Source organism: Tissierella praeacuta DSM 18095 (assembly GCF_900128955.1).
In the GTDB taxonomy this organism is placed as follows: Bacteria; Bacillota; Clostridia; order Tissierellales; family Tissierellaceae; genus Tissierella; species Tissierella praeacuta.
In genome coordinates, this window is record NZ_FQTY01000007.1 from 21,352 (window position 1) to 40,068 (window position 18,717).

General features: G+C 32.0%; 23 protein-coding genes. 1 reads left to right on the forward strand and 22 read right to left on the reverse strand.

Annotation, left to right across the window (positions count from 1 at the left end; translation table 11 throughout):
- Positions 1-20 precede the first annotated feature (20 nt).
- From atpA to BUB33_RS09115, 17 genes are all read right to left on the reverse strand, one after another.
- Positions 21-1,526, reverse strand: coding sequence for a F0F1 ATP synthase subunit alpha (gene atpA / locus BUB33_RS09035; RefSeq protein WP_072975686.1), 1,506 nt, complete (start codon positions 1,524-1,526; stop codon positions 21-23).
- 19 nt (positions 1,527-1,545) lie between these two features.
- Entirely contained in the window at positions 1,546-2,088 is a 543-nt protein-coding gene (locus BUB33_RS09040) for a F0F1 ATP synthase subunit delta (protein WP_072975688.1), read from the reverse strand.
- Complete coding sequence (gene atpF / locus BUB33_RS09045; RefSeq protein ID WP_072975690.1) at positions 2,076-2,585, reverse strand: F0F1 ATP synthase subunit B; 510 nt, start codon at positions 2,583-2,585, stop codon at positions 2,076-2,078. The genes BUB33_RS09040 and atpF overlap by 13 nt, the downstream gene beginning before the upstream one ends.
- 52 nt (positions 2,586-2,637) lie before the next feature.
- Positions 2,638-2,934: an ATP synthase F0 subunit C gene (gene atpE / locus BUB33_RS09050; protein ID WP_072975692.1), complete on the reverse strand. Its 297-nt coding sequence runs from the start codon at positions 2,932-2,934 to the stop codon at positions 2,638-2,640.
- A 34-nt stretch (positions 2,935-2,968) separates the two neighbouring features.
- Positions 2,969-3,643, reverse strand: coding sequence for a F0F1 ATP synthase subunit A (gene atpB / locus BUB33_RS09055; protein ID WP_234950026.1), 675 nt, complete (start codon positions 3,641-3,643; stop codon positions 2,969-2,971).
- An 84-nt stretch (positions 3,644-3,727) separates the two neighbouring features.
- Complete coding sequence (locus tag BUB33_RS09060) at positions 3,728-4,099, reverse strand: ATP synthase subunit I (protein ID WP_072975696.1); 372 nt, start codon at positions 4,097-4,099, stop codon at positions 3,728-3,730.
- Between the two features lie 4 nt (positions 4,100-4,103).
- A complete protein-coding gene (locus BUB33_RS09065) occupies positions 4,104-4,331 on the reverse strand; it encodes an AtpZ/AtpI family protein (protein ID WP_115322116.1) in 228 nt (75 codons plus the stop codon).
- Between the two features lie 201 nt (positions 4,332-4,532).
- Positions 4,533-5,183, reverse strand: a complete 651-nt coding sequence (locus tag BUB33_RS09070; protein WP_072975701.1) for a CoA transferase subunit B — start codon at positions 5,181-5,183, stop codon at positions 4,533-4,535.
- Entirely contained in the window at positions 5,183-5,839 is a 657-nt protein-coding gene (locus tag BUB33_RS09075) for a CoA transferase subunit A (RefSeq protein WP_072975703.1), read from the reverse strand. The genes BUB33_RS09070 and BUB33_RS09075 overlap by 1 nt, the downstream gene beginning before the upstream one ends.
- Positions 5,840-6,024: 185 nt before the next feature.
- A complete protein-coding gene (locus BUB33_RS09080; RefSeq protein WP_072975706.1) occupies positions 6,025-7,203 on the reverse strand; it encodes an acetyl-CoA C-acetyltransferase in 1,179 nt (392 codons plus the stop codon).
- Between the two features lie 293 nt (positions 7,204-7,496).
- The gene (locus BUB33_RS09085) at positions 7,497-8,879 is read right to left on the reverse strand and encodes a sigma-54 interaction domain-containing protein (protein ID WP_234950027.1); all 1,383 of its coding nucleotides are present in this window, start codon (positions 8,877-8,879) and stop codon (positions 7,497-7,499) included.
- Positions 8,880-9,035: 156 nt separating this feature from the next.
- The gene (gene wecB / locus BUB33_RS09090) at positions 9,036-10,157 is read right to left on the reverse strand and encodes a non-hydrolyzing UDP-N-acetylglucosamine 2-epimerase (protein WP_072975710.1); all 1,122 of its coding nucleotides are present in this window, start codon (positions 10,155-10,157) and stop codon (positions 9,036-9,038) included.
- 149 nt (positions 10,158-10,306) lie between these two features.
- Positions 10,307-11,338 (reverse strand): glycosyltransferase family 4 protein, encoded by a 1,032-nt coding sequence (locus tag BUB33_RS09095; protein WP_072975712.1) that lies wholly within the window; start codon positions 11,336-11,338, stop codon positions 10,307-10,309.
- Positions 11,339-11,355: 17 nt separating this feature from the next.
- On the reverse strand, positions 11,356-11,985 hold the full coding sequence (gene upp, locus BUB33_RS09100) for a uracil phosphoribosyltransferase (protein WP_072975714.1): 630 nt from the start codon (positions 11,983-11,985) through the stop codon (positions 11,356-11,358).
- A gap of 54 nt (positions 11,986-12,039) precedes the next feature.
- A complete protein-coding gene (gene rpiB / locus BUB33_RS09105; RefSeq protein ID WP_072975715.1) occupies positions 12,040-12,477 on the reverse strand; it encodes a ribose 5-phosphate isomerase B in 438 nt (145 codons plus the stop codon).
- 47 nt (positions 12,478-12,524) lie between these two features.
- Positions 12,525-12,983, reverse strand: coding sequence for a low molecular weight protein arginine phosphatase (locus tag BUB33_RS09110; RefSeq protein WP_072975716.1), 459 nt, complete (start codon positions 12,981-12,983; stop codon positions 12,525-12,527).
- Positions 12,984-12,997: 14 nt separating this feature from the next.
- The gene (locus BUB33_RS09115) at positions 12,998-14,047 is read right to left on the reverse strand and encodes an L-threonylcarbamoyladenylate synthase (protein ID WP_072975717.1); all 1,050 of its coding nucleotides are present in this window, start codon (positions 14,045-14,047) and stop codon (positions 12,998-13,000) included.
- 137 nt (positions 14,048-14,184) lie between these two features.
- Between BUB33_RS09115 and BUB33_RS09120 the strand changes: the two genes are divergently transcribed.
- Positions 14,185-14,895 (forward strand): ZIP family metal transporter, encoded by a 711-nt coding sequence (locus BUB33_RS09120; RefSeq protein WP_072975718.1) that lies wholly within the window; start codon positions 14,185-14,187, stop codon positions 14,893-14,895.
- A gap of 95 nt (positions 14,896-14,990) precedes the next feature.
- Here the strand turns inward: BUB33_RS09120 and BUB33_RS09125 are convergent, their stop codons facing one another.
- The 5 genes from BUB33_RS09125 to BUB33_RS09145 all read right to left on the reverse strand — a co-directional run bounded on the left by BUB33_RS09125 (position 14,991) and on the right by BUB33_RS09145 (position 18,701).
- Positions 14,991-15,476 (reverse strand): hypothetical protein, encoded by a 486-nt coding sequence (locus BUB33_RS09125; RefSeq protein ID WP_072975719.1) that lies wholly within the window; start codon positions 15,474-15,476, stop codon positions 14,991-14,993.
- A 34-nt stretch (positions 15,477-15,510) separates the two neighbouring features.
- On the reverse strand, positions 15,511-15,996 hold the full coding sequence (locus BUB33_RS09130) for a hypothetical protein (RefSeq protein WP_072975720.1): 486 nt from the start codon (positions 15,994-15,996) through the stop codon (positions 15,511-15,513).
- A 453-nt stretch (positions 15,997-16,449) separates the two neighbouring features.
- Positions 16,450-17,514: a peptide chain release factor 1 gene (gene prfA / locus BUB33_RS09135; RefSeq protein ID WP_072975721.1), complete on the reverse strand. Its 1,065-nt coding sequence runs from the start codon at positions 17,512-17,514 to the stop codon at positions 16,450-16,452.
- Between the two features lie 129 nt (positions 17,515-17,643).
- The gene (locus BUB33_RS09140) at positions 17,644-18,162 is read right to left on the reverse strand and encodes a chromate transporter (RefSeq protein WP_072975729.1); all 519 of its coding nucleotides are present in this window, start codon (positions 18,160-18,162) and stop codon (positions 17,644-17,646) included.
- The gene (locus BUB33_RS09145; RefSeq protein ID WP_072975731.1) at positions 18,159-18,701 is read right to left on the reverse strand and encodes a chromate transporter; all 543 of its coding nucleotides are present in this window, start codon (positions 18,699-18,701) and stop codon (positions 18,159-18,161) included. Before BUB33_RS09145 ends, BUB33_RS09140 begins: the two co-directional genes overlap by 4 nt.
- Positions 18,702-18,717 lie beyond the last annotated feature (16 nt).

Consider the following 18,717-nt stretch of genomic DNA (forward strand, 5'->3'; position numbering starts at 1 on the left):
GGTCACTTCGCAATTGACAATTATTGAAAGCTCTTTTTAAATTCATTTATAGCTACTACTATTCTTTCTGCATTTTCATCTGTCAAATCTTTTGTTGTCTTTATGCTTTCTATTATATCAGGATAATTATTATCCACAAATTTCAAAAATTCTCTTTCAAAAGTAGATATCTTATTAACAGCTATATCCGAAAGATGTTTATTAAGTGCAGCATAAAGTATAATTACCTGATGCTCAACAGGTACTGGACTGTATTGAGGCTGCTTTAGTATTTCAAGCATCCTAGCACCTTGATCAAGTATTGATTTTGTTTCCTTATCTAACTCGGAACCAAATTGAGCAAAGGCAGCTAACTCACGATATTGAGCCAATTCTAATTTAATTCTTCCTGCAACCTTTTTCATAGCCTTAATTTGGGCAGAACCTCCAACTCTGGAAACTGAAAGCCCTGAATTTATAGCTGGTCTTTGACCTGCAAAGAAAAGATCAGTTTCTAGGAAAATCTGTCCATCAGTAATGGATATAACATTAGTTGGAATATATGCAGATATATCTCCCGCTAAGGTTTCTATAATAGGTAATGCAGTAATAGAACCGCCACCAAATTTCTCATCTAATTTTGCTGCTCTTTCAAGAAGTCTTGAGTGAAGATAGAATACATCTCCTGGAAAAGCTTCTCTTCCTGGTGGACGTCTTAATAATAAAGACATTGCTCTATATGCAATAGCATGTTTAGATAAATCATCATATACTATTAAAACATCTTTGCCATTAGCCATAAACTCCTCACCTATGGTTACACCTGCATAGGGAGCAATATATTGTAATGGTGCTAATTCACTAGCCGTAGCAGAAACTACTATTGTATAATCCATAGCTCCTCTTTTTTCCAAGGTACTAACTATTTGAGCTACAGTAGATCTTTTTTGACCTATTGCTACATATATACAAATTACATCTTGACCTTTTTGATTGATTATTGTATCAATTGCAATAGCAGTTTTTCCTGTTTGTCTATCTCCGATTATAAGCTCCCTTTGGCCTCTACCAATTGGGATCATGGAGTCGATTGCTTTGATACCAGTTTGTAGAGGTTGATTAACACTCTTCCTTGTGATAACTCCTGGAGCAATCTTTTCAATAGGGCTAAATTTAGTAGTGTTTATAGCTCCCTTACCATCAATTGGTTGACCAAGAGCATTAACAACTCTGCCTATCATAGCATCCCCTACTGGAACTTCTATAATTCTACCAGTTCTCTTTACTGTATCCCCTTCTTTTATATTATCATCGGAGCCTAAAAGAACACAACCAACATTGTCTTCCTCCAAGTTCATAGCCATACCAAATACTTCTCCTGGAAATTCTATAAGTTCTCCAGCCATACATCCTTCTAGACCATGTATTCTAGCGATACCATCTCCTACTTGAATAACAGTACCTACATCTACCAAATCTAAAGTTTTTTCATATCTTTTAATCTGTTCCTTTATAATGGAACTTATTTCTTCTGGTCTTAACTCCATTTCCTCACCTCACTCCTACCTAATTAGTTGCACCATTAATGGCCTTGCCTATGGATTCTAGCTGACCCTTTACTGTACCATCTAATTGCTTGTTTTGTAGCTTAAGTAGTACCCCGCCAATAATTGTAGTATCTACTTTATTAACAAGCTGAATTTTCTTCTCTAGCTTATTAGATAGAACTTTCTGAAGTTTTGTCTTAGCCTTTTCTTCCATAGGTACTGCTGTTATAGCAACAACTTCAACTATATTTTCATGCTCATTAAACAATTCCTTATACCTGTCTATTATCTCTAAAATAAAGCCTTCACGCCTTTTATCTATGAGAATATATAAAAAATTAACTATCTCTTGTGATACTCTATTTTTAAAAATTTTATCTATTAAATCTCTTTTTTCACTCCTGCTAATTTTAGGATGATGTAATATTTGAAGCAGCTTATTCTCTCCTTCAAATACATCATTTAAAAAATCTAATTCTTCATTGAATTCATCTGTCTTTTCTAAATCCAATCCAGCTTCAAAAAGGGCTAAAGCATATCTATTACTAACTAACTCTGCCATTTTGAATTACCTACCTCATCAATAAATTTATCGATTAGGCCATTTTGTTTATCCATTTTTATTTCTTCTTCCATTATTCTAGAAGCAATCAAAATAGCCATTTCGCCAGCTTGGGATTTAATGTCTTGAAAAGCCATTTCTCTTTCTCGAATTATTTCTCGTCTAGCCCTTGATACTATACCTTCAGCTTCTTTCCTAGCTTCTGCTAAGATATCTTCTTTTAATTCCTCTCCACGCTTTCTAGCTGATTCAATGATTTCTTGACTTTCCTTCTTAGCCAAACTAATTCTTGATTCATAGTCATCTCTCAAGGTAATAGCTTCTTCTTTTAAAGTCTTAGCCCCATCAATATCTGACTGAATCTTTGCCTTTCTATCATTTAGAAATTGTGAAACTGGTTTATATAAGAAATGTCTAAGAAATAAATAGAGCAACAACAACGCCGCCCAAGCTAAAATCATAGATGAAAGTTCTGGCAAGGCTCTAACTACGAACATAAACTAACCTCCTTAGCCTTAGATTCCCACTTTAAGGGTTTTAAATCAGATATTATAATAATCCTGATTGTTTTAGCTCTAAATAAGCTGTTAATAATGGTCTAACGAATAATAAGATTATAGCAATAACCAATCCGTAAATACCTGTTGTCTCTGCTACCGCTTGACCTAAAAGCATTGTGGAAGTTATATCACCTTTTGCTTCTGGTTGTCTACCTACAGCCTCACATCCACGAGCTGCTGCATTACCTTGACCTATTCCAGGTCCTATACCTGCTATCATTGCTAGACCAGCACCTATTGCTGAACATCCTAATATAAAAGCTTCACTTGTTATTCCTTGTAACATTTTGTTTCCTCCCTCCAAATTTTAAAAAGATAATTTATTCTGCTTCTGCCCTACCACCTATGAATATCATAGATAGCATAATGAAAATAAATGTTTGCAACAACCCTGAAAATACATCAAAATAAGCATGTAAAGGTACTGCAATAATTGGTGCAAAGTACCCTAATGCTTGATAAAGCAAGCCCATAATAATACCACCACTCATTATATTTCCAAAAAGACGGAATGATAATGATACAGGATTTGCTAACTCACCTATTACATTTAATGGAGTTAAAAAAGCCATAGGCTCTGTAAACCCCTTTAGGTATCCTAAAAAACCCCCATTATTTCTAAAACTCCAATACTGTGTTAAAACAAAAGTAATTAAAGCTAAAGAAAATGTAACAGAATAATCTGATGTTGGCGGTGTAAAACCTAGTAGCCCAAATAAATTGGCCACTGCTAAGAATAATGCTAATGTTAAAATGTAGGGTACAAATTTAATATTTTGTGTTCCCATAGTGGACTTAACTAAATTTTCTATAGATTCCACAATTAGCTCTACAACATTTAGGAAATTTGACGGTACTTCATCAGTACGAGCTTTTTTGATTTTATTATTAACTATAAAAGCAAATATAATTAATAATATTGTAACTATCCACATATTAACAATAGTGTCGGGTATAATAATTTCCCTTCCAAAGATTTTTAGCAATAATTCCAAACATCTCCCTCCTTTCATCATTCATTATAATATATTACTCTTTCATGATTTCCTAAATGCAATATATAATTAATTGTTAATTAATTATCTTTTAAAGTCTTCATCAAATATGCCTGATAATAATATTACAAACTTAACCATAAGAAGTCCTAAAACAGTTGCTGGAAAACTTAAATAATCTGCCAAAGCAGCAACTGCAAGTACAATGAAATATATTAAATATCTTAACATATATTGTAAGGTTGAATAAGCACTCGCCTTATCTGGTGACATTTCTACAGCCTTATTTATAGTATTATGAAGCAATTTAAAACTTAATATACTGATTATCGCTCCAAATACATACCCAAGTATAATTGGCTTAGGTTCCCTAAATACAAAAACAGAAATTCCAATAAGCAACAGAGATAATATCATTACTCTCTTGGCCACTTTAAATACTAAATCATTATTCATCTGTTCACTTCCTCTTATTTCCTTTTATTCTCGCCAATTTAAATATATTTAAAAACCCTGCACCAACACCTAAAATGATAAAAATAATTGAAAAGATACCATTCATGCCTAACTTTTTATCAATAAATTGACCCAAGTATACACCAATTAAAATAGGTGTTATAACAGAAAAACCAATTTGACTTATTAATGCTAGGCCCTGTAAGGTATCTTTATAATTCTTATTTCCCACATTATCACTCCGTTGAAACATATTTGTTTCCTTAGTATGTTATAATTATAACATTGACATTTGTTTTACAAGAAATACTTTTACAATACTATTAAAATTATATAAAACTTTGACAAATTATGCAAGTGCTTTAGTATAATATTGCAAATTTTCATTTACATAATATAAAAATAGCCTCAAATATTTGAGGCTATTTTTATATTATATTTTCATTTTTATTAAATTTTCTGCAATTATCAACTTAGCTTCTGTAGCAGCTTGAACTTCCTCTACAGTAAATTCTGGATTAATTTCTATTAGTACTAATCCTTCTTCCTTTACTTCTATGACTCCCATTTCAGTAATAATAAGATTTACTTCTCCCGCAGCTGTTAATGGAAGGTTACATTCCTTTAATATCTTATGATTTCCTTTTACAGTATGCTCCATAGCAACTATTACCTTCTTAGCTCCTGTTACTAAATCCATAGCACCACCCATACCTGGCACCATTTTCCCTGGTATCATCCAGTTAGCAAGGTTACCCTTTTCATCTACTTGAAGTGCTCCAAGAACTGTCATATCAACATGCCCACCACGAATAATTCCAAAGGACGTAGAAGAATCAAAGAATACTCCTCCAGGTAGAATAGTTACACATTGTGCCCCTGCATTTACTATATAAGGATCCTCTTTGCCTTCTTCTGGAGCAGGTCCTAAACCTATAAATCCATTTTCTGATTGGAAAAATACATTTATATCTTCAGGTACATAGTTAGCTACCATAGTTGGTAATCCAATACCAAGGTTAACTACATCTCCGTCTTTTAATTCTTTAGCTACACGTCTAGCAATAAACTCCTTCTTATCCATTACTTGTCACCTCCGTTAACGATATAATCCACAAATATTCCTGAAGTAACAACATCATTAGGATCAATTTCTCCAACTTCTACAATATTTTCAGCTTCAACTATTACAATATCAGCAGCAGTAGCCATAAGTGTATTAAAGTTTCTTGTAGCACCATAATATACAATATTACCAAATTTATCTACAGTTTCTCCAGCTATTAAAGCTACATCTGCCCTAAGAGGTAACTCAAGAAGATAAGTTTTTCCATCAATTACTATTTTTTCTTTACCTTCTTCAACTATTGTGCCTACTCCAGTTGGTGTTAAAAATCCACCAAGTCCTGCTCCTCCTGCCCTTACTTGCTCAGCAAGAGTTCCTTGAGGTACTAACACTACTTCCATCTCACCAGAATTCATTTGATTTCCAGTTTCTTTGTTTGTACCAACATGAGAAGCTATAAGCTTTTTAATTTGTTTATTTACTACTAATTTGCCTGAACCTATTTCTGGAAAACCAGAATCGTTGCAAATTAATGTTAAATCTTTAACACCCTTCTTCACAAGAGCATCAATCAATCTGTGTGGTGACCCACATCCTAAGAATCCACCAATCATAATAGTCATACCATCTTTGATATGATCTACGGCTTCATCAATAGACACAATTTTGTTCATAAAAGAACCCCCTTTATTCAATATATAATTAACAATTAACTATAAAAATTTTTATATGGACTCAAGATAACCTTTTAATTGTTAATTATTCTCTAGATAAACAAACTGAGGAATGAACACAAAATTGAAATTTACAATTTTGGTTCCCTGCTTATGTTAAATTATTAATATAATAGTTAAACGCCTTAGCGTTTAACTATCATAGCTATTCCCTGACCTCCACCTATACATAAAGTGGCTAAACCATTTTTAGCATCCCTTTTTGCCATCTCATGTAATAGTGAAACTAATATCCTAGCTCCTGAAGCTCCTATTGGGTGTCCTAATGCTATGGCACCACCATTTACGTTTGTCTTTTCTATATCAAGATTAAGTTCCTTAATAACGGATAAAGCTTGAGCTGCAAAAGCTTCATTTGCTTCTATTAAATCTAGTTCTTCTATAGTCATATTAACCTTAGCTAAAGCTTTTCTTGTAGCTGGAATAGGACCAGTTCCCATAATAGACGGATCTACACCTGCTGAAGCATAGGATGCTATAGTAGCTAAAGGAGTGATTCCTAACTCATCTGCTTTTTCTTTACTCATTACAACTAATGCAGCAGCTCCATCATTGATTCCAGAAGCGTTTCCAGCTGTTACTGTTCCATCCTTTTTAAATGCCGGTCTAAGTTTTGCTAATACTTCTGCAGTAGTACCAAATTTAGGATATTCATCTGTATCAGCAATTATTGGATCTCCTTTTCTTTGAGGAATTTCTACAGCTACGATTTCTTCTTTAAATCTTTCATTTTTTATAGCAGCTTCTGCTCTATTTTGACTATCTAATGCTAACTTATCTTGTTCTTCACGAGTAAAACCATATTTCTCTGCAATATTTTCTGCAGTAATTCCCATATGATAATTATTGAATATATCCCATAGTCCATCTTGCACCATATAATCCTCTATTTGACCATTACCCATTCTTTGACCCCATCTAGCAGATTTTAGCAAATATGGTGCTTGACTCATATTTTCTGTACCTCCAGCTAATACTATATCTGCTTCTCCAGCTAAAATAGCTTGAGCTGCTAATGCAACAGTTTTAAGTCCTGAGCCACAAACCTTATTAACTGTAAAAGAAGGTACTTCTACTGGAATGCCTGCATATATTGACACCTGTCTAGCTACGTTTTGTCCCAATCCTGCTTGCAATACATTACCAAATATAACCTCATCTACCATATTTGGATCTACCTTGGCTCTTTTTAGTGCTTCCTTGGCTACTATTGTACCTAATTGCACCGCAGAAACATCTTTAAATTTACCACCAAATGCTCCAATAGGTGTTCTAACAGCTGAAGCAATAACAACTTCTCTCATCTTTTTACCTCCTGTATTTTATTTATTTTAAAAAACTAATTTACCTCTATAGACTTTATTTCATTCATAGTATTATATAAAGCAATTTTCATGCCATGTTTTATAAATGAGTATTACCCACTATAATATGGTATTTAACCAATATCTATAAAATAAATTTAATTTTAAAATTTCTTAATACAGCATTTTTTAAATAGTGTAGATTATTGGATACAATTATCTTGTTATTATATAAAATTTATGTATCAAAAAATATACACCTGAAGCAAATATGTATAGTTTTGGCTACAGTTTTATTTTCCTATATTATATTTGTCAATTTTCTTATATAAGGCTGTTCTATGTATTCCCAGTTTTTCAGCAGCCAAAGATTTGTTTCCCTTAGTAAATATAAGAGCCTTATTTATAGCTTCTATTTCAGATTCTATTACTACATCCTTTAATAAAGGAATATCTTTTAAATCTTCCGTAGAATAACTTATTTTATCTATAAGTCTTTCAGGTAAATGCTCGGGTAAAATAATTTTACCTGGTGAAAGATTAATTGCCCTTTCCAATATATTTCTTAACTCCCTTACATTTCCTGGCCAACTATAAGATTTTAGAATCTTTATAGTTTCTTTAGCTAAGAATTTTTCTCCTAATTTCATTTCCTTTAGTAAATAAGATAGTATCTCTTCACTTAAAAGTTCTATATCTTCCATTCTTTCACGAAGTGGAGGAATTTCTATTGTTATTACATTTAATCTATAATATAGATCTTCTCTAAATTTCCCTTTTTTTATTGCTTCTTCTATATTTTCATTGGTGGCAGCTATGACTCTAGCATCAAAGGACATCTTTTTATTACTTCCAACTCTTTCAAATTCTTTAGATTCCAAAACCCTAAGAATTTTTGCCTGCATTTCTAAGGGCATATCTCCAATTTCATCTAAAAAAATAGTTCCACCACGGGCAAGTTCAAACTTGCCAACTTTGCCTTGTTTCCTAGCCCCTGTAAATGCTCCACTATCGTACCCAAATAATTCTGACTCCAATAATTCCTTTGGGATTGCAGCACAATTAATGGCTATAAAGGCTTCTCCCTTCCTATAACTAGCTCTATGAATTGCATGGGCAAATAGCTCTTTTCCTGTACCAGATTCTCCTGTAATAAGTACAGTTGAATTTGTTTCTGCTGCCATACTACCAACTTTTTTTAAATAGTTCATCTTTGAATTTCTAGTAATTATACTATCAAAAGAATATTTGCTACCTTCTATTCTTTCAATCTCACCCCTATATTTATTTATCTTTGACTGCAAATCAAGGAGTTGGTGAGCCAACTCCTTTACTTCACTAACATCTTTAAAAAGCACTGTGCCAACAGCTCCAATTACCTTTCCTTGCTTAATAATAGGAATACGGTTGGTTATCATATCATGACCTTGTATCCTCTGTACATCTCTCAGTTCTTTTGCTCCTGTTTTAACTACAATATGCATACGTGTATTTTCTATGATTTCTTCAACTGGTTTACCAATTGCATCTTCTTCTTTTATTCCTAAAAGTTTCTCATAGTTCATCTTAACTATTTTCCCTTGGGGGTCAACTAATACATACCCCTCATATGCGTAGTTTAAAACATCTTCAAGCATTTCAAAACTATCCCTAAGTTCAGCTAATTTATCTACCAATACAATCAACCCCTCTATACAATTGACAATTTTCAAAGAACAATTAACAATTGAAACATTAAAATATTAAAGGATTAAAAGCTAAAATATTTCATAACTGCAAAATGCTCCGTAGGTATAAATTGGAAATTTAGGGGTTTCATTGTTTAAGTCTTGTTATTTGTCCTCTGTTAATTGTGAATTAATTAATATATCTACTATTCTCTCACTTGCTCTCCCATCCCCATATGGATTTACAGCATTGGCCATTTTATTATATTCATCCTTATTGGATAATAGAAGATTAAGTTCATTAAATATAATTTCATAATTAGTGCCTAATAATTTTGCAGTACCTGCTTCTATACCCTCCGGTCTTTCTGTTTCTTCTCGAACTACAAGTACAGGTTTTCCCAAAGTAGGTGCTTCCTCTTGAATTCCACCAGAGTCTGTAACAACCAAATGTACCTTTGACATTATATTTGCCATAGGCTCATAATCTAGTGGTTCAATTAAATGTATCCTATGATTGTTACTTAAAATCCTATTAGCTATCTCCCGTACCTTTGGATTTAAATGCATTGGAAAAATCAATTCCACATCTGTATATTTTTCTACAATATCCTTAACTGCAGTAAATATATTTTCCATAGGTTCTCCGATATTCTCTCTCCTATGGCATGTAAGCAATATTACCCTTTTATCTTTATAATCTAATTTATTTAATAAATCTATATCAAATATGTAATCTTCTTTAATAGCATATTTTAAAGCGTCTATTACAGTATTTCCTGTAATAAATATCTTTTCATCAGGATAGTCTTCTTTAAGTAAGTTTTGCCTGTTTCTCTCTGTAGGAGCAAAATGAAAATCTGTAACTATTCCAGTTAACTTCCTATTAGCTTCCTCTGGATATGGAGAGTATAGATTTCCACTACGAAGTCCTGCCTCTACATGACCAATCTTTACTTTTTGGTAGAATGCAGCTAAAGCCCCTGCAAAAACCGTAGTAGTATCACCTTGAACCAACAATACATCTGGTTTTTCTTTTATAATAACTTCTTCCAAACCCTTTAAAGCTCTTGTTGTAATATCAGTTAAAGTTTGTCCTGGTTTAAAAATATTTAAGTCATAATCTGGCTTTATATCAAATAAACTTAATACCTGATCTAACATTTGTCTATGCTGAGCAGTAATGCATATGATGCTTTCAATTCCTTCTCTCTTTTCCAGCTCCTTTACTATTGGAGCCATTTTTATTCCCTCCGGTCTTGTACCAAAGACAGTCATTACTTTCAAGTTCGTCATCCTTTCACCAATTAACAATGTCCAACTAATACCCAATTAACAATTAATAGTCAAATTAAAAACATTAAAATCAATGAATTAATATCTTAATTATTCTTTGTTAATTGTTTTCTGTTAATTGTTTTTTTGTTCTTTATTAATTATCTTTTCTCAAATATTCCTAATTTTATAGCAACCAATACAGATGCTGCAAGTAATAATATAGATAGATATACTGCTTGTCTGCTATTGGCCTTGGATACTAATATAGCAAATAAGCCAAAACTAGCAGATATTCCATAGAGTATTAATACAGATTTTCTCTGAGAATATCCTCTGTTTAAAAGTCTATGATGTAAATGCCCTTTATCTGCTGCTGATATAGATTGACCATTTAATAGTCTTCTAAATATTGCAAATGTAGTATCAAAAATAGGTACGGATAATATTAATATTGGTGCAACAATTGCTATAGTTGCTACAGATTTCATAACACCTTCTATAGTTATGGCTGCTAGCATAAATCCTAAAAATAAAGCACCAGTATCTCCCATGAAAATCTTTGCCGGGTTAAAGTTAAAGGGTAAAAAACCTAAACATCCACCAGCTATAGCAGATGATAATATAATTACACTGATGTAATTATTAGTATATCCTTTACCTGCTACAATCATAAGAGTGATACTAGATATCATAGCAACTCCTGCAGATAGTCCGTCTAACCCATCTATGAAATTCAATGTATTTGTAATGCCAACTACCCAAAATAAAGTTATAGGTATAGATAGCCAATTTAAATATATTAGAGAACTGTCATTTGTAAAGGGATTTGTAATGAAATCAACTTTAACATCACCATATATTAATATTAGACCTGCTATAATTTGAAATATAAATTTAGTTTTTGGCCTAAGCTCCTTAAGGTCATCTATTATTCCCCCTATTACAATAACCATTCCACCTATTAATATTGCAAGAATTTCTTTCTCTAAAGGTAGAAATATTAAAGTAACTACAACTACTGCTAAAAATATGGCTAAACCACCCATAAGTGGCATAGGTTCTTTATGCACTCTTCTATCATCTTTTGGAATATCCACAGCACCTATCTTAAATGCAAGTTTTCTTACCAAAGGAGTAAACAAATATGAGATAACCACTGCTAGAAAAAATGGTGGTAGAAAGTTTTTCATAACAAATCCCTCTCCTTTTACTTAGTTCCGAATAGCCTATCTCCAGCATCTCCCAATCCTGGAACTATATAGGCATGATCATTTAATTTTTCATCTAAGGATGCTACATAGATATCCACATCAGGATGTGCCTCCGTTACAGCATTCACTCCTTCAGGTGCAGCTATTAGGCAAACTAATCTAATGGAATTAGCACCTCTTTTTTTCAAGAAATCTATGGCTGCTATAGCTGATCCACCTGTTGCAAGCATAGGATCTAAAACTATTAATTCTCTCTCTTCAATATCTTGAGGTAATTTACAATAATATTCTACAGGTTTTAATGTTTCTGGATCTCTATAAAGCCCAATATGCCCTACACGAGCCGCTGGTAGTAGATTTAACATACCATCAACCATGCCTAATCCTGCCCTAAGTATTGGAATAAGTCCTACCTTCTTACCTGATATAACTTCTGATTTCATTTTTGTAAGAGGCGTTTCTATTTCAATTTCCTCCAAAGGAAAATCCCTAGTTACTTCATAACCCATTAACATTGAAACCTCTGTAACTAATTCTCTAAATTCCTTAGAGCCTGTGTTTTTATCTCTTATAAATGTAAGTTTATGTTTAATAAGAGGATGATCAAATACTACTACTTTTGCCATATATAAAACTCCCTTCTAAGTGTTAATTATTTTCCTTGAAAATTATATCATAAATTAGCCTTCAATTTCACTTATTTTTTCTATTCTTTTTTCATGCCTTCCACCTGCAAATTCCGATTCCAACCAAGCAGATACTATTTCAATGGCTAAGTCCCTTCCAATTACTCTGCCGCCAAGAGCTAAAATATTAGCATTATTATGTTCTCTACTCATTCTAGCCGAATAAGTATCCCCACATAAAGCACATCTAATTCCCTTTACTTTATTACAGGATATGGAAATACCAATACCTGTACCACATATAACTATAGCTCTATCTACTTCTTTGGCTACAACGGCTTCAGCTACTTTCCTTCCATAATCAGGATAATCTACTGATTCCAAAGAATTAGTTCCATAATCAATATAAGAAATTCCTTCTTTATCTAAAAATTCTTTTATATACTCTTTTAATTCAAAACCACCATGGTCACTGCCTATACCTATTTTCATTTATATCATCCTTTCCCTCAATCAGTTAACAATATTCCTATTATCCTTTAATTGTTCTTTGTTAATTGTCCACTGTTAATTATCTTTTCTATTGCTCTATAAATCTCATCCCTAGTATTCTCATATACTGTTAATCTGCCCCCAAATGGATCTACTACATCCTTATCTAGCTTATAGGCATATTCTAACAATGTAAATACCTTATCCCTTGATCTAGGAAAATTTAATATAATAAAATCCTTATGGGATTTAGACATAGTTAAAATAAGACGAGCATCATTGACTAATTCCCCATGGATTTGTTTCGCCCTATGTCTAGATATATCTATTCCAATTTTTTTCATAGCCTCTATGGAATTTTTAGAGGCATTATCTCCATGAAACACAGAAATTCCAGCAGATTCTACTTCTATATTTAAATTGTTTTTTTCTATCATGAATTTTAAAATTCCTTCCGCCATAGGACTCCTGCAAGTATTGCCAGTACATATAAATAAAATCTTCATCTAATTCTCCCTTTCTACACATTAATAACCTTTCCACCAGCAGCCTTCATCATTCTATTCATTATGGCTATTCCTAAATCTGATAATTCAACTCCTTCAGCCAAGATAATATCTATATCCTCTTTATCAAATAACCTAAGGGTATTGAATAGATTATGAGCAATAGTTTCTTTATTATTCCTGCTGCCTATAGATATTATTAATCCTTCCTTATAGAATTCTTTTGTTTCATCTGTACAAATAATTCCTACTTTTTTATCATTATCAATATATTTCTTGGTATTTTTAATAATATTCTCTACAATATTTTCAATATCACCACTAAAAACCATCATATCTGATTTCGGTGCATAATGTCTATATTTCTGTCCTGGGGACTTTGGAACTATATTCTCATTTTCCTTTATTATAGCAAGATCTATACTTACATTAGGAATTACTTTTTGTAATTCCTCTTTAGTGACTCCTCCTGGTCGAAGAATCATAGGTAAGTTTCCAGATAAATCTAGTACCGTTGATTCCAATCCTATCCCTGTAGTACCACCATCTATTATTAAGTCTACTTTCCCCATTAAGTCCTCTATTACATGCATCGCTGATGTAGGACTAGGTCTTCCTGATGTGTTAGCTGATGGTGCAGCTATTGGTACATTTGATTTTCTAATTAATTCTAATGCTATTTTATGCTCTGGCATTCTAATGGCTACAGTATTAAGTCCTGCTGTAATTATATCTGGCACTTTATTAGATTTTGGTAAAAGAATAGTTAATGGTCCAGGCCAAAATTTTTCCATGCATATTTTTCCTATATCTGGAACTTCCTCTACTAATTCTTCAACTTGTTTCATTGAATGAACATGAAGAATTAATGGATTATCCTGTGGTCTACCCTTTGCCATAAATATCTTTTTTATTGCATTTTCATCCAATCCATTGGCACCTAATCCATATACTGTTTCCGTTGGAAAGGCAACAGTTCCACTATTTTTAATTATATTTACTGCTTCACTGATTAAGTCTTCATCTACGTTATTTTCATCAATCTTTATTATCTTTGTTTCCATTATTTCCCTCTCATCTCCTATTGCTTTATTTCATTATATATTATTACCTGACAATTAACAATTAACAAAGAACAATTATCAATTAAAAATTAATAATTGATGAAACCTTTTCATATTTATAAATAGGAGGAGATAAAATGAATGAATGGATTATAGGACTTATTGGTCTTTTAGTAGGGGTCATAGGCATTAGTCTAGGTGGCATAATTGGAATATATATTAGAAAAACAGATAAAATGTTAAGCTTTTTATTGGGATTAACTGGTGGATTTATAATGTTTATAGTAAGTTTTCACTTATTTCCCGAAGCATTTTATATAGGAGGAGTTTTTAATGTAGTATTTGGTGTTACTGTTGGCATTTTCATTATTACCCTATTAGAAATCTTATTAGAAAGATTATCTTGTTTTATCAATGCAAGAACAGGTATTATATTAGGTCTAAGCGTAGCCATACATAGTATTCCCGAAGGAATGGCATTAGGTTCCACATTAGTTGGTCTATCTGATTTTGGATTTGTACTTACCATGGCAATGTTACTACATAATATTCCTGAGGGGATATCCATTTCATTACCCCTGAGCATGAATAAAGTTAGACCTTGGAAAATAATTTTATTTAGTATTCTAGTTGGAATACCAACTGGAATAGGAGCATATATCGGAGCATATTTAGGTACTATATCTCATACTATAATCTCCATTTGTTTAGCCAGTGCTGGAGGTATCATGCTATATATAGTCTGTGACGAACTAATTCCAACAGCAAAAACCCTTCACAAAGGAAGGGTTTCTAGTATCGGTACTGTTATTGGTTTTATATTGGGTATAATAATATATTTTAAATAAATAACAAAAATGCTCCCCTCTTAGTATCAGATTTTTATTTTTTAATCTGTCTAACATGGGAGCATATCATTTTTTACCATTTGCCTCTATTTCTTTTAGTAAATATAAATACTCGTTATTATCCATTTTCCGTCAATATATTCAAGCTTAAATTCAGAAACATCGGTATATTCTTCTATGATAGTTTCATTTGAATACAGCTTTTCCGTATATTCAATCAAGTATTTTACATTTGTTTTATCTTTAGATATTTTTTCCCATCTCTTTATATTTATCTTAGATTTATCAAATTTGCCACTTACTAAATTAGAATTAATTAAATAGCGTGAAGCTATTAAACCATCGTAAACTTTTTCAGACAATAAAGGTTTGAAATTTCCAAGGAATATATCCACATCTTCTTGTAAGAATAAGCCTGACACTATATTATCGTAATTTTCATAAAGAGCAGATTTCATATCAAAAAAGTTTTTTATAGTTGTTTTTGGATTGGGTGTTTTATTGTATATATAGAAAACTAAAAGTAGAGCTATAGAAACGATAATTAATAATAATAGTAGGTGCGGCTTACAAATTTTCATGTCATTTTACCTCCAGATAAACATCAATTAAACTTTAAGGTAACTCCATCTCTCTCCCATATGCCTCATACCTCAATCTACAATTTGGTACAGTTGACCCTGATGTAAACTTAATATCATTTGTATAAAGATACGTACCAGCAGCAGGTATAGTATATCCTGCATGCCATAGAGCATAATAACCTACATAATTCACTTCTAAAGGATCATATTCAGTTATTAATACTTCAGTACACCTCTTACATTGCCAACAGCTGCCATCAAATGCAAATACTGCATCTTGACCAAACTTTCCTCTATACACAAACCCCCAGCCACGTGAATACATCAAATGGTAATCATATCCATTACAAATTTCATGTTCTGCTGGAACGATTACAAAGTCTTCTGATGAATCTATATCTGATACATTGTTTCTCTCAAGACTAGCTGCATTTGAAGTAAATGTAATTGCAAATATCAATAATAGTGGTAAAAAAATATGACTTATTAAGTTTCTAGCTAAACTATGCTTATTCATTTAATCACCCCCTTATTAAAACTAATTCTATGTCAACTAGTATTTAAGTACAATAATTAAATCAAGCAAATTAAATCCTTGCATAAGCAATTAACTTTTAATTAAAAAACTCAATATTTTTAATTGGTTTATTCAATAAATTATTCATATATCTATTAAATCAAATACTGTACTTATTGTCAACATGATTATTCAGACAAATATGATTATTCAGATAAATTTGGTATTTTGATATATTAATATCCGAAACTTATCAAAATTTAAAAACAAGAGATGTTTTATAAACATAAACACAAAGGGATGCTAGACCGTTACAGAATTAAGAAAATTGAGGGCTTATGTCTAAGGAGAAAACAATAATATTGCAGGTTGTAGTAGCAGAGCAACTTCACCCCGCAAAAATGACAAAAATGGTGCTAAACACCATTTTTTCACTTATTTAAAACTATTTTTTTATTCTGATCCTAGCTTCTCTGCTTGGTCAGATGTAATTAATGCATCTATCATTTCGTCTAAATCTCCATCTACAAAGGCATCTAATTTATATAATGTTAAATTAATTCTATGGTCTGTAACTCTGCCTTGTGGGAAGTTATAAGTTCTAATTCTTTCTGATCTATCTCCTGTACCTACCTGACCTTTTCTTTCTTCAGCTATTTCTGCTGCCTGATCCGTTAGCATTTTATCATATATTCTAGTTTTTAATATTCTCATTGCCTTTTCTCTATTTTTGATTTGACTTCTTTCATCTTGGCAAGCAACTACTACCCCCGTTGGTATATGAGTAATTCTAACAGCAGAGTCAGTAGTGTTTACGTGCTGTCCACCTGCTCCAGAAGATCTATAGATATCTATTTTTAAATCCTTTTCTTGAATATCTATATCTACATCTTCTGCTTCTGGTAATACGGCAACTGTAGAAGTAGATGTATGAATTCTACCACTTGCTTCAGTTTCAGGTACTCTTTGAACCCTATGTACACCAGATTCATATTTTAGTCTACTATAAGCACCTTTACCCTTTATCATAAATATGACTTCTTTAAATCCACCGATACCTATTTCATTGGTACTCATTACTTCTACTTTCCATCTATTTCTCTCTGCATATCTTGAGTACATTCTAAATAATACTCCTGAGAATAAAGCAGCTTCATCTCCTCCAGCTCCACCTCTTATTTCTACAATAACATTTTTATGATCATTAGGGTCTTTAGGTATAAGTAATAATCTAAGCTCTTCTTCTATAGCTTCTAACGAAGTCTCCAAATCTTTTATTTCTTCTTTAACAAGTTCTTTCATTTCATCATCTAATTTATCCCTAAGCATCTCTTTGGCTTCTTCAAGACCATCCCTAGTTTTTACAAATTCCCTATATTTAAATACAATAGGCTCTATATCGGAATGTTCTTTCATTAGTTTTTGGAATAGTTCTCTATCATTTATCACTTCCATGTCCATTACTTTTTGCCCTAATTCCTCATATCTTTCTTCAATACTAGCTAATTTATCTAACATATTCTATCACTCCCTTAAATTCAATTGACAATTAACAATTATTTAAATCTAGCTATTGAGTCTTTTCTGATGACCACAGGTCGTCCCTAAAATTATCCATTGATAAAATCTTATTTGATTAATTTTAATTTAATAAATAATCGCCCCTACAATTCCAGCTATTATAATAGTAAGTATAGGGTGCATTTTTTTAAATGAAGTTAAATAAAAAAGTACTGCACCTAATAGAAAAGTTTTTATGTCTACAATGGCATTCTTGGATACTGTTAAACTAGCAGAGATAATAAGCCCAAGAACCACTGGTCTTATACCTTTAAATGCCCACTCTACATAGGGGGAATTTTTAAATTTTGATAAGAAATGAGCTATAATAAGTATTACGACAATAGATGGTAAGACTACTCCAATTGTTGCTACAATAGAACCTAATATCCCCCCAACCTTATAACCTAAAAAGGTTGCCGAATTTATGGCAACTGGTCCTGGTGTCATTTCTACTACTGCTAATATATCTATAAATTCATTTAATGTAAGCCAGTTATGAACTTCTATTATCTCTTTTTGTATTAATGGCAGCATAGCATATCCACCACCAAAACTAAAAGCACCAATTTTAAGAAATGATATGAAAAGTTTTAATATAGTCATATTTTTTTCTCCTTATATTTAAAATATATGATTGAGCCAATAGCAGCAATAAGGATTATAATTATTGGACTTATACTAAATAGCATTATTGCTAAGACAGTGAGAAAAGCTCCTGCTATTATGAAAATATTAAATTTCATATTTTTTCCTAATTTATATACTGCAGAAAATATTAAAGCAGCCACTGCTGGTCTTATGCCTAAAAATACTTTTTCGATTATAGGATTTTGCCTAAAACCCCAAAAAAACTTTACAATCAAAAGTATAATTGTAAATGAAGGAAGAATAGTGCCTAATGTACAAAACATTGCCCCTTTAATACCTGCCACCTTATATCCAACATAGGTACTTGTATTAACAGCTACAGGTCCTGGTGTTACTTCAGCTATAGCCAATATATCTATAAATTCTTCCGTTGTCAGCCAATTATTTTCATCTACTACTTCTCTTTGAATTAAAGGAAGCATAGCATACCCTCCACCAATGGTAAATGCTCCTATTTTAAAAAATGCCCAAAATAACTTCAATAGTTTTCTCATTAAATCATACTCCTTT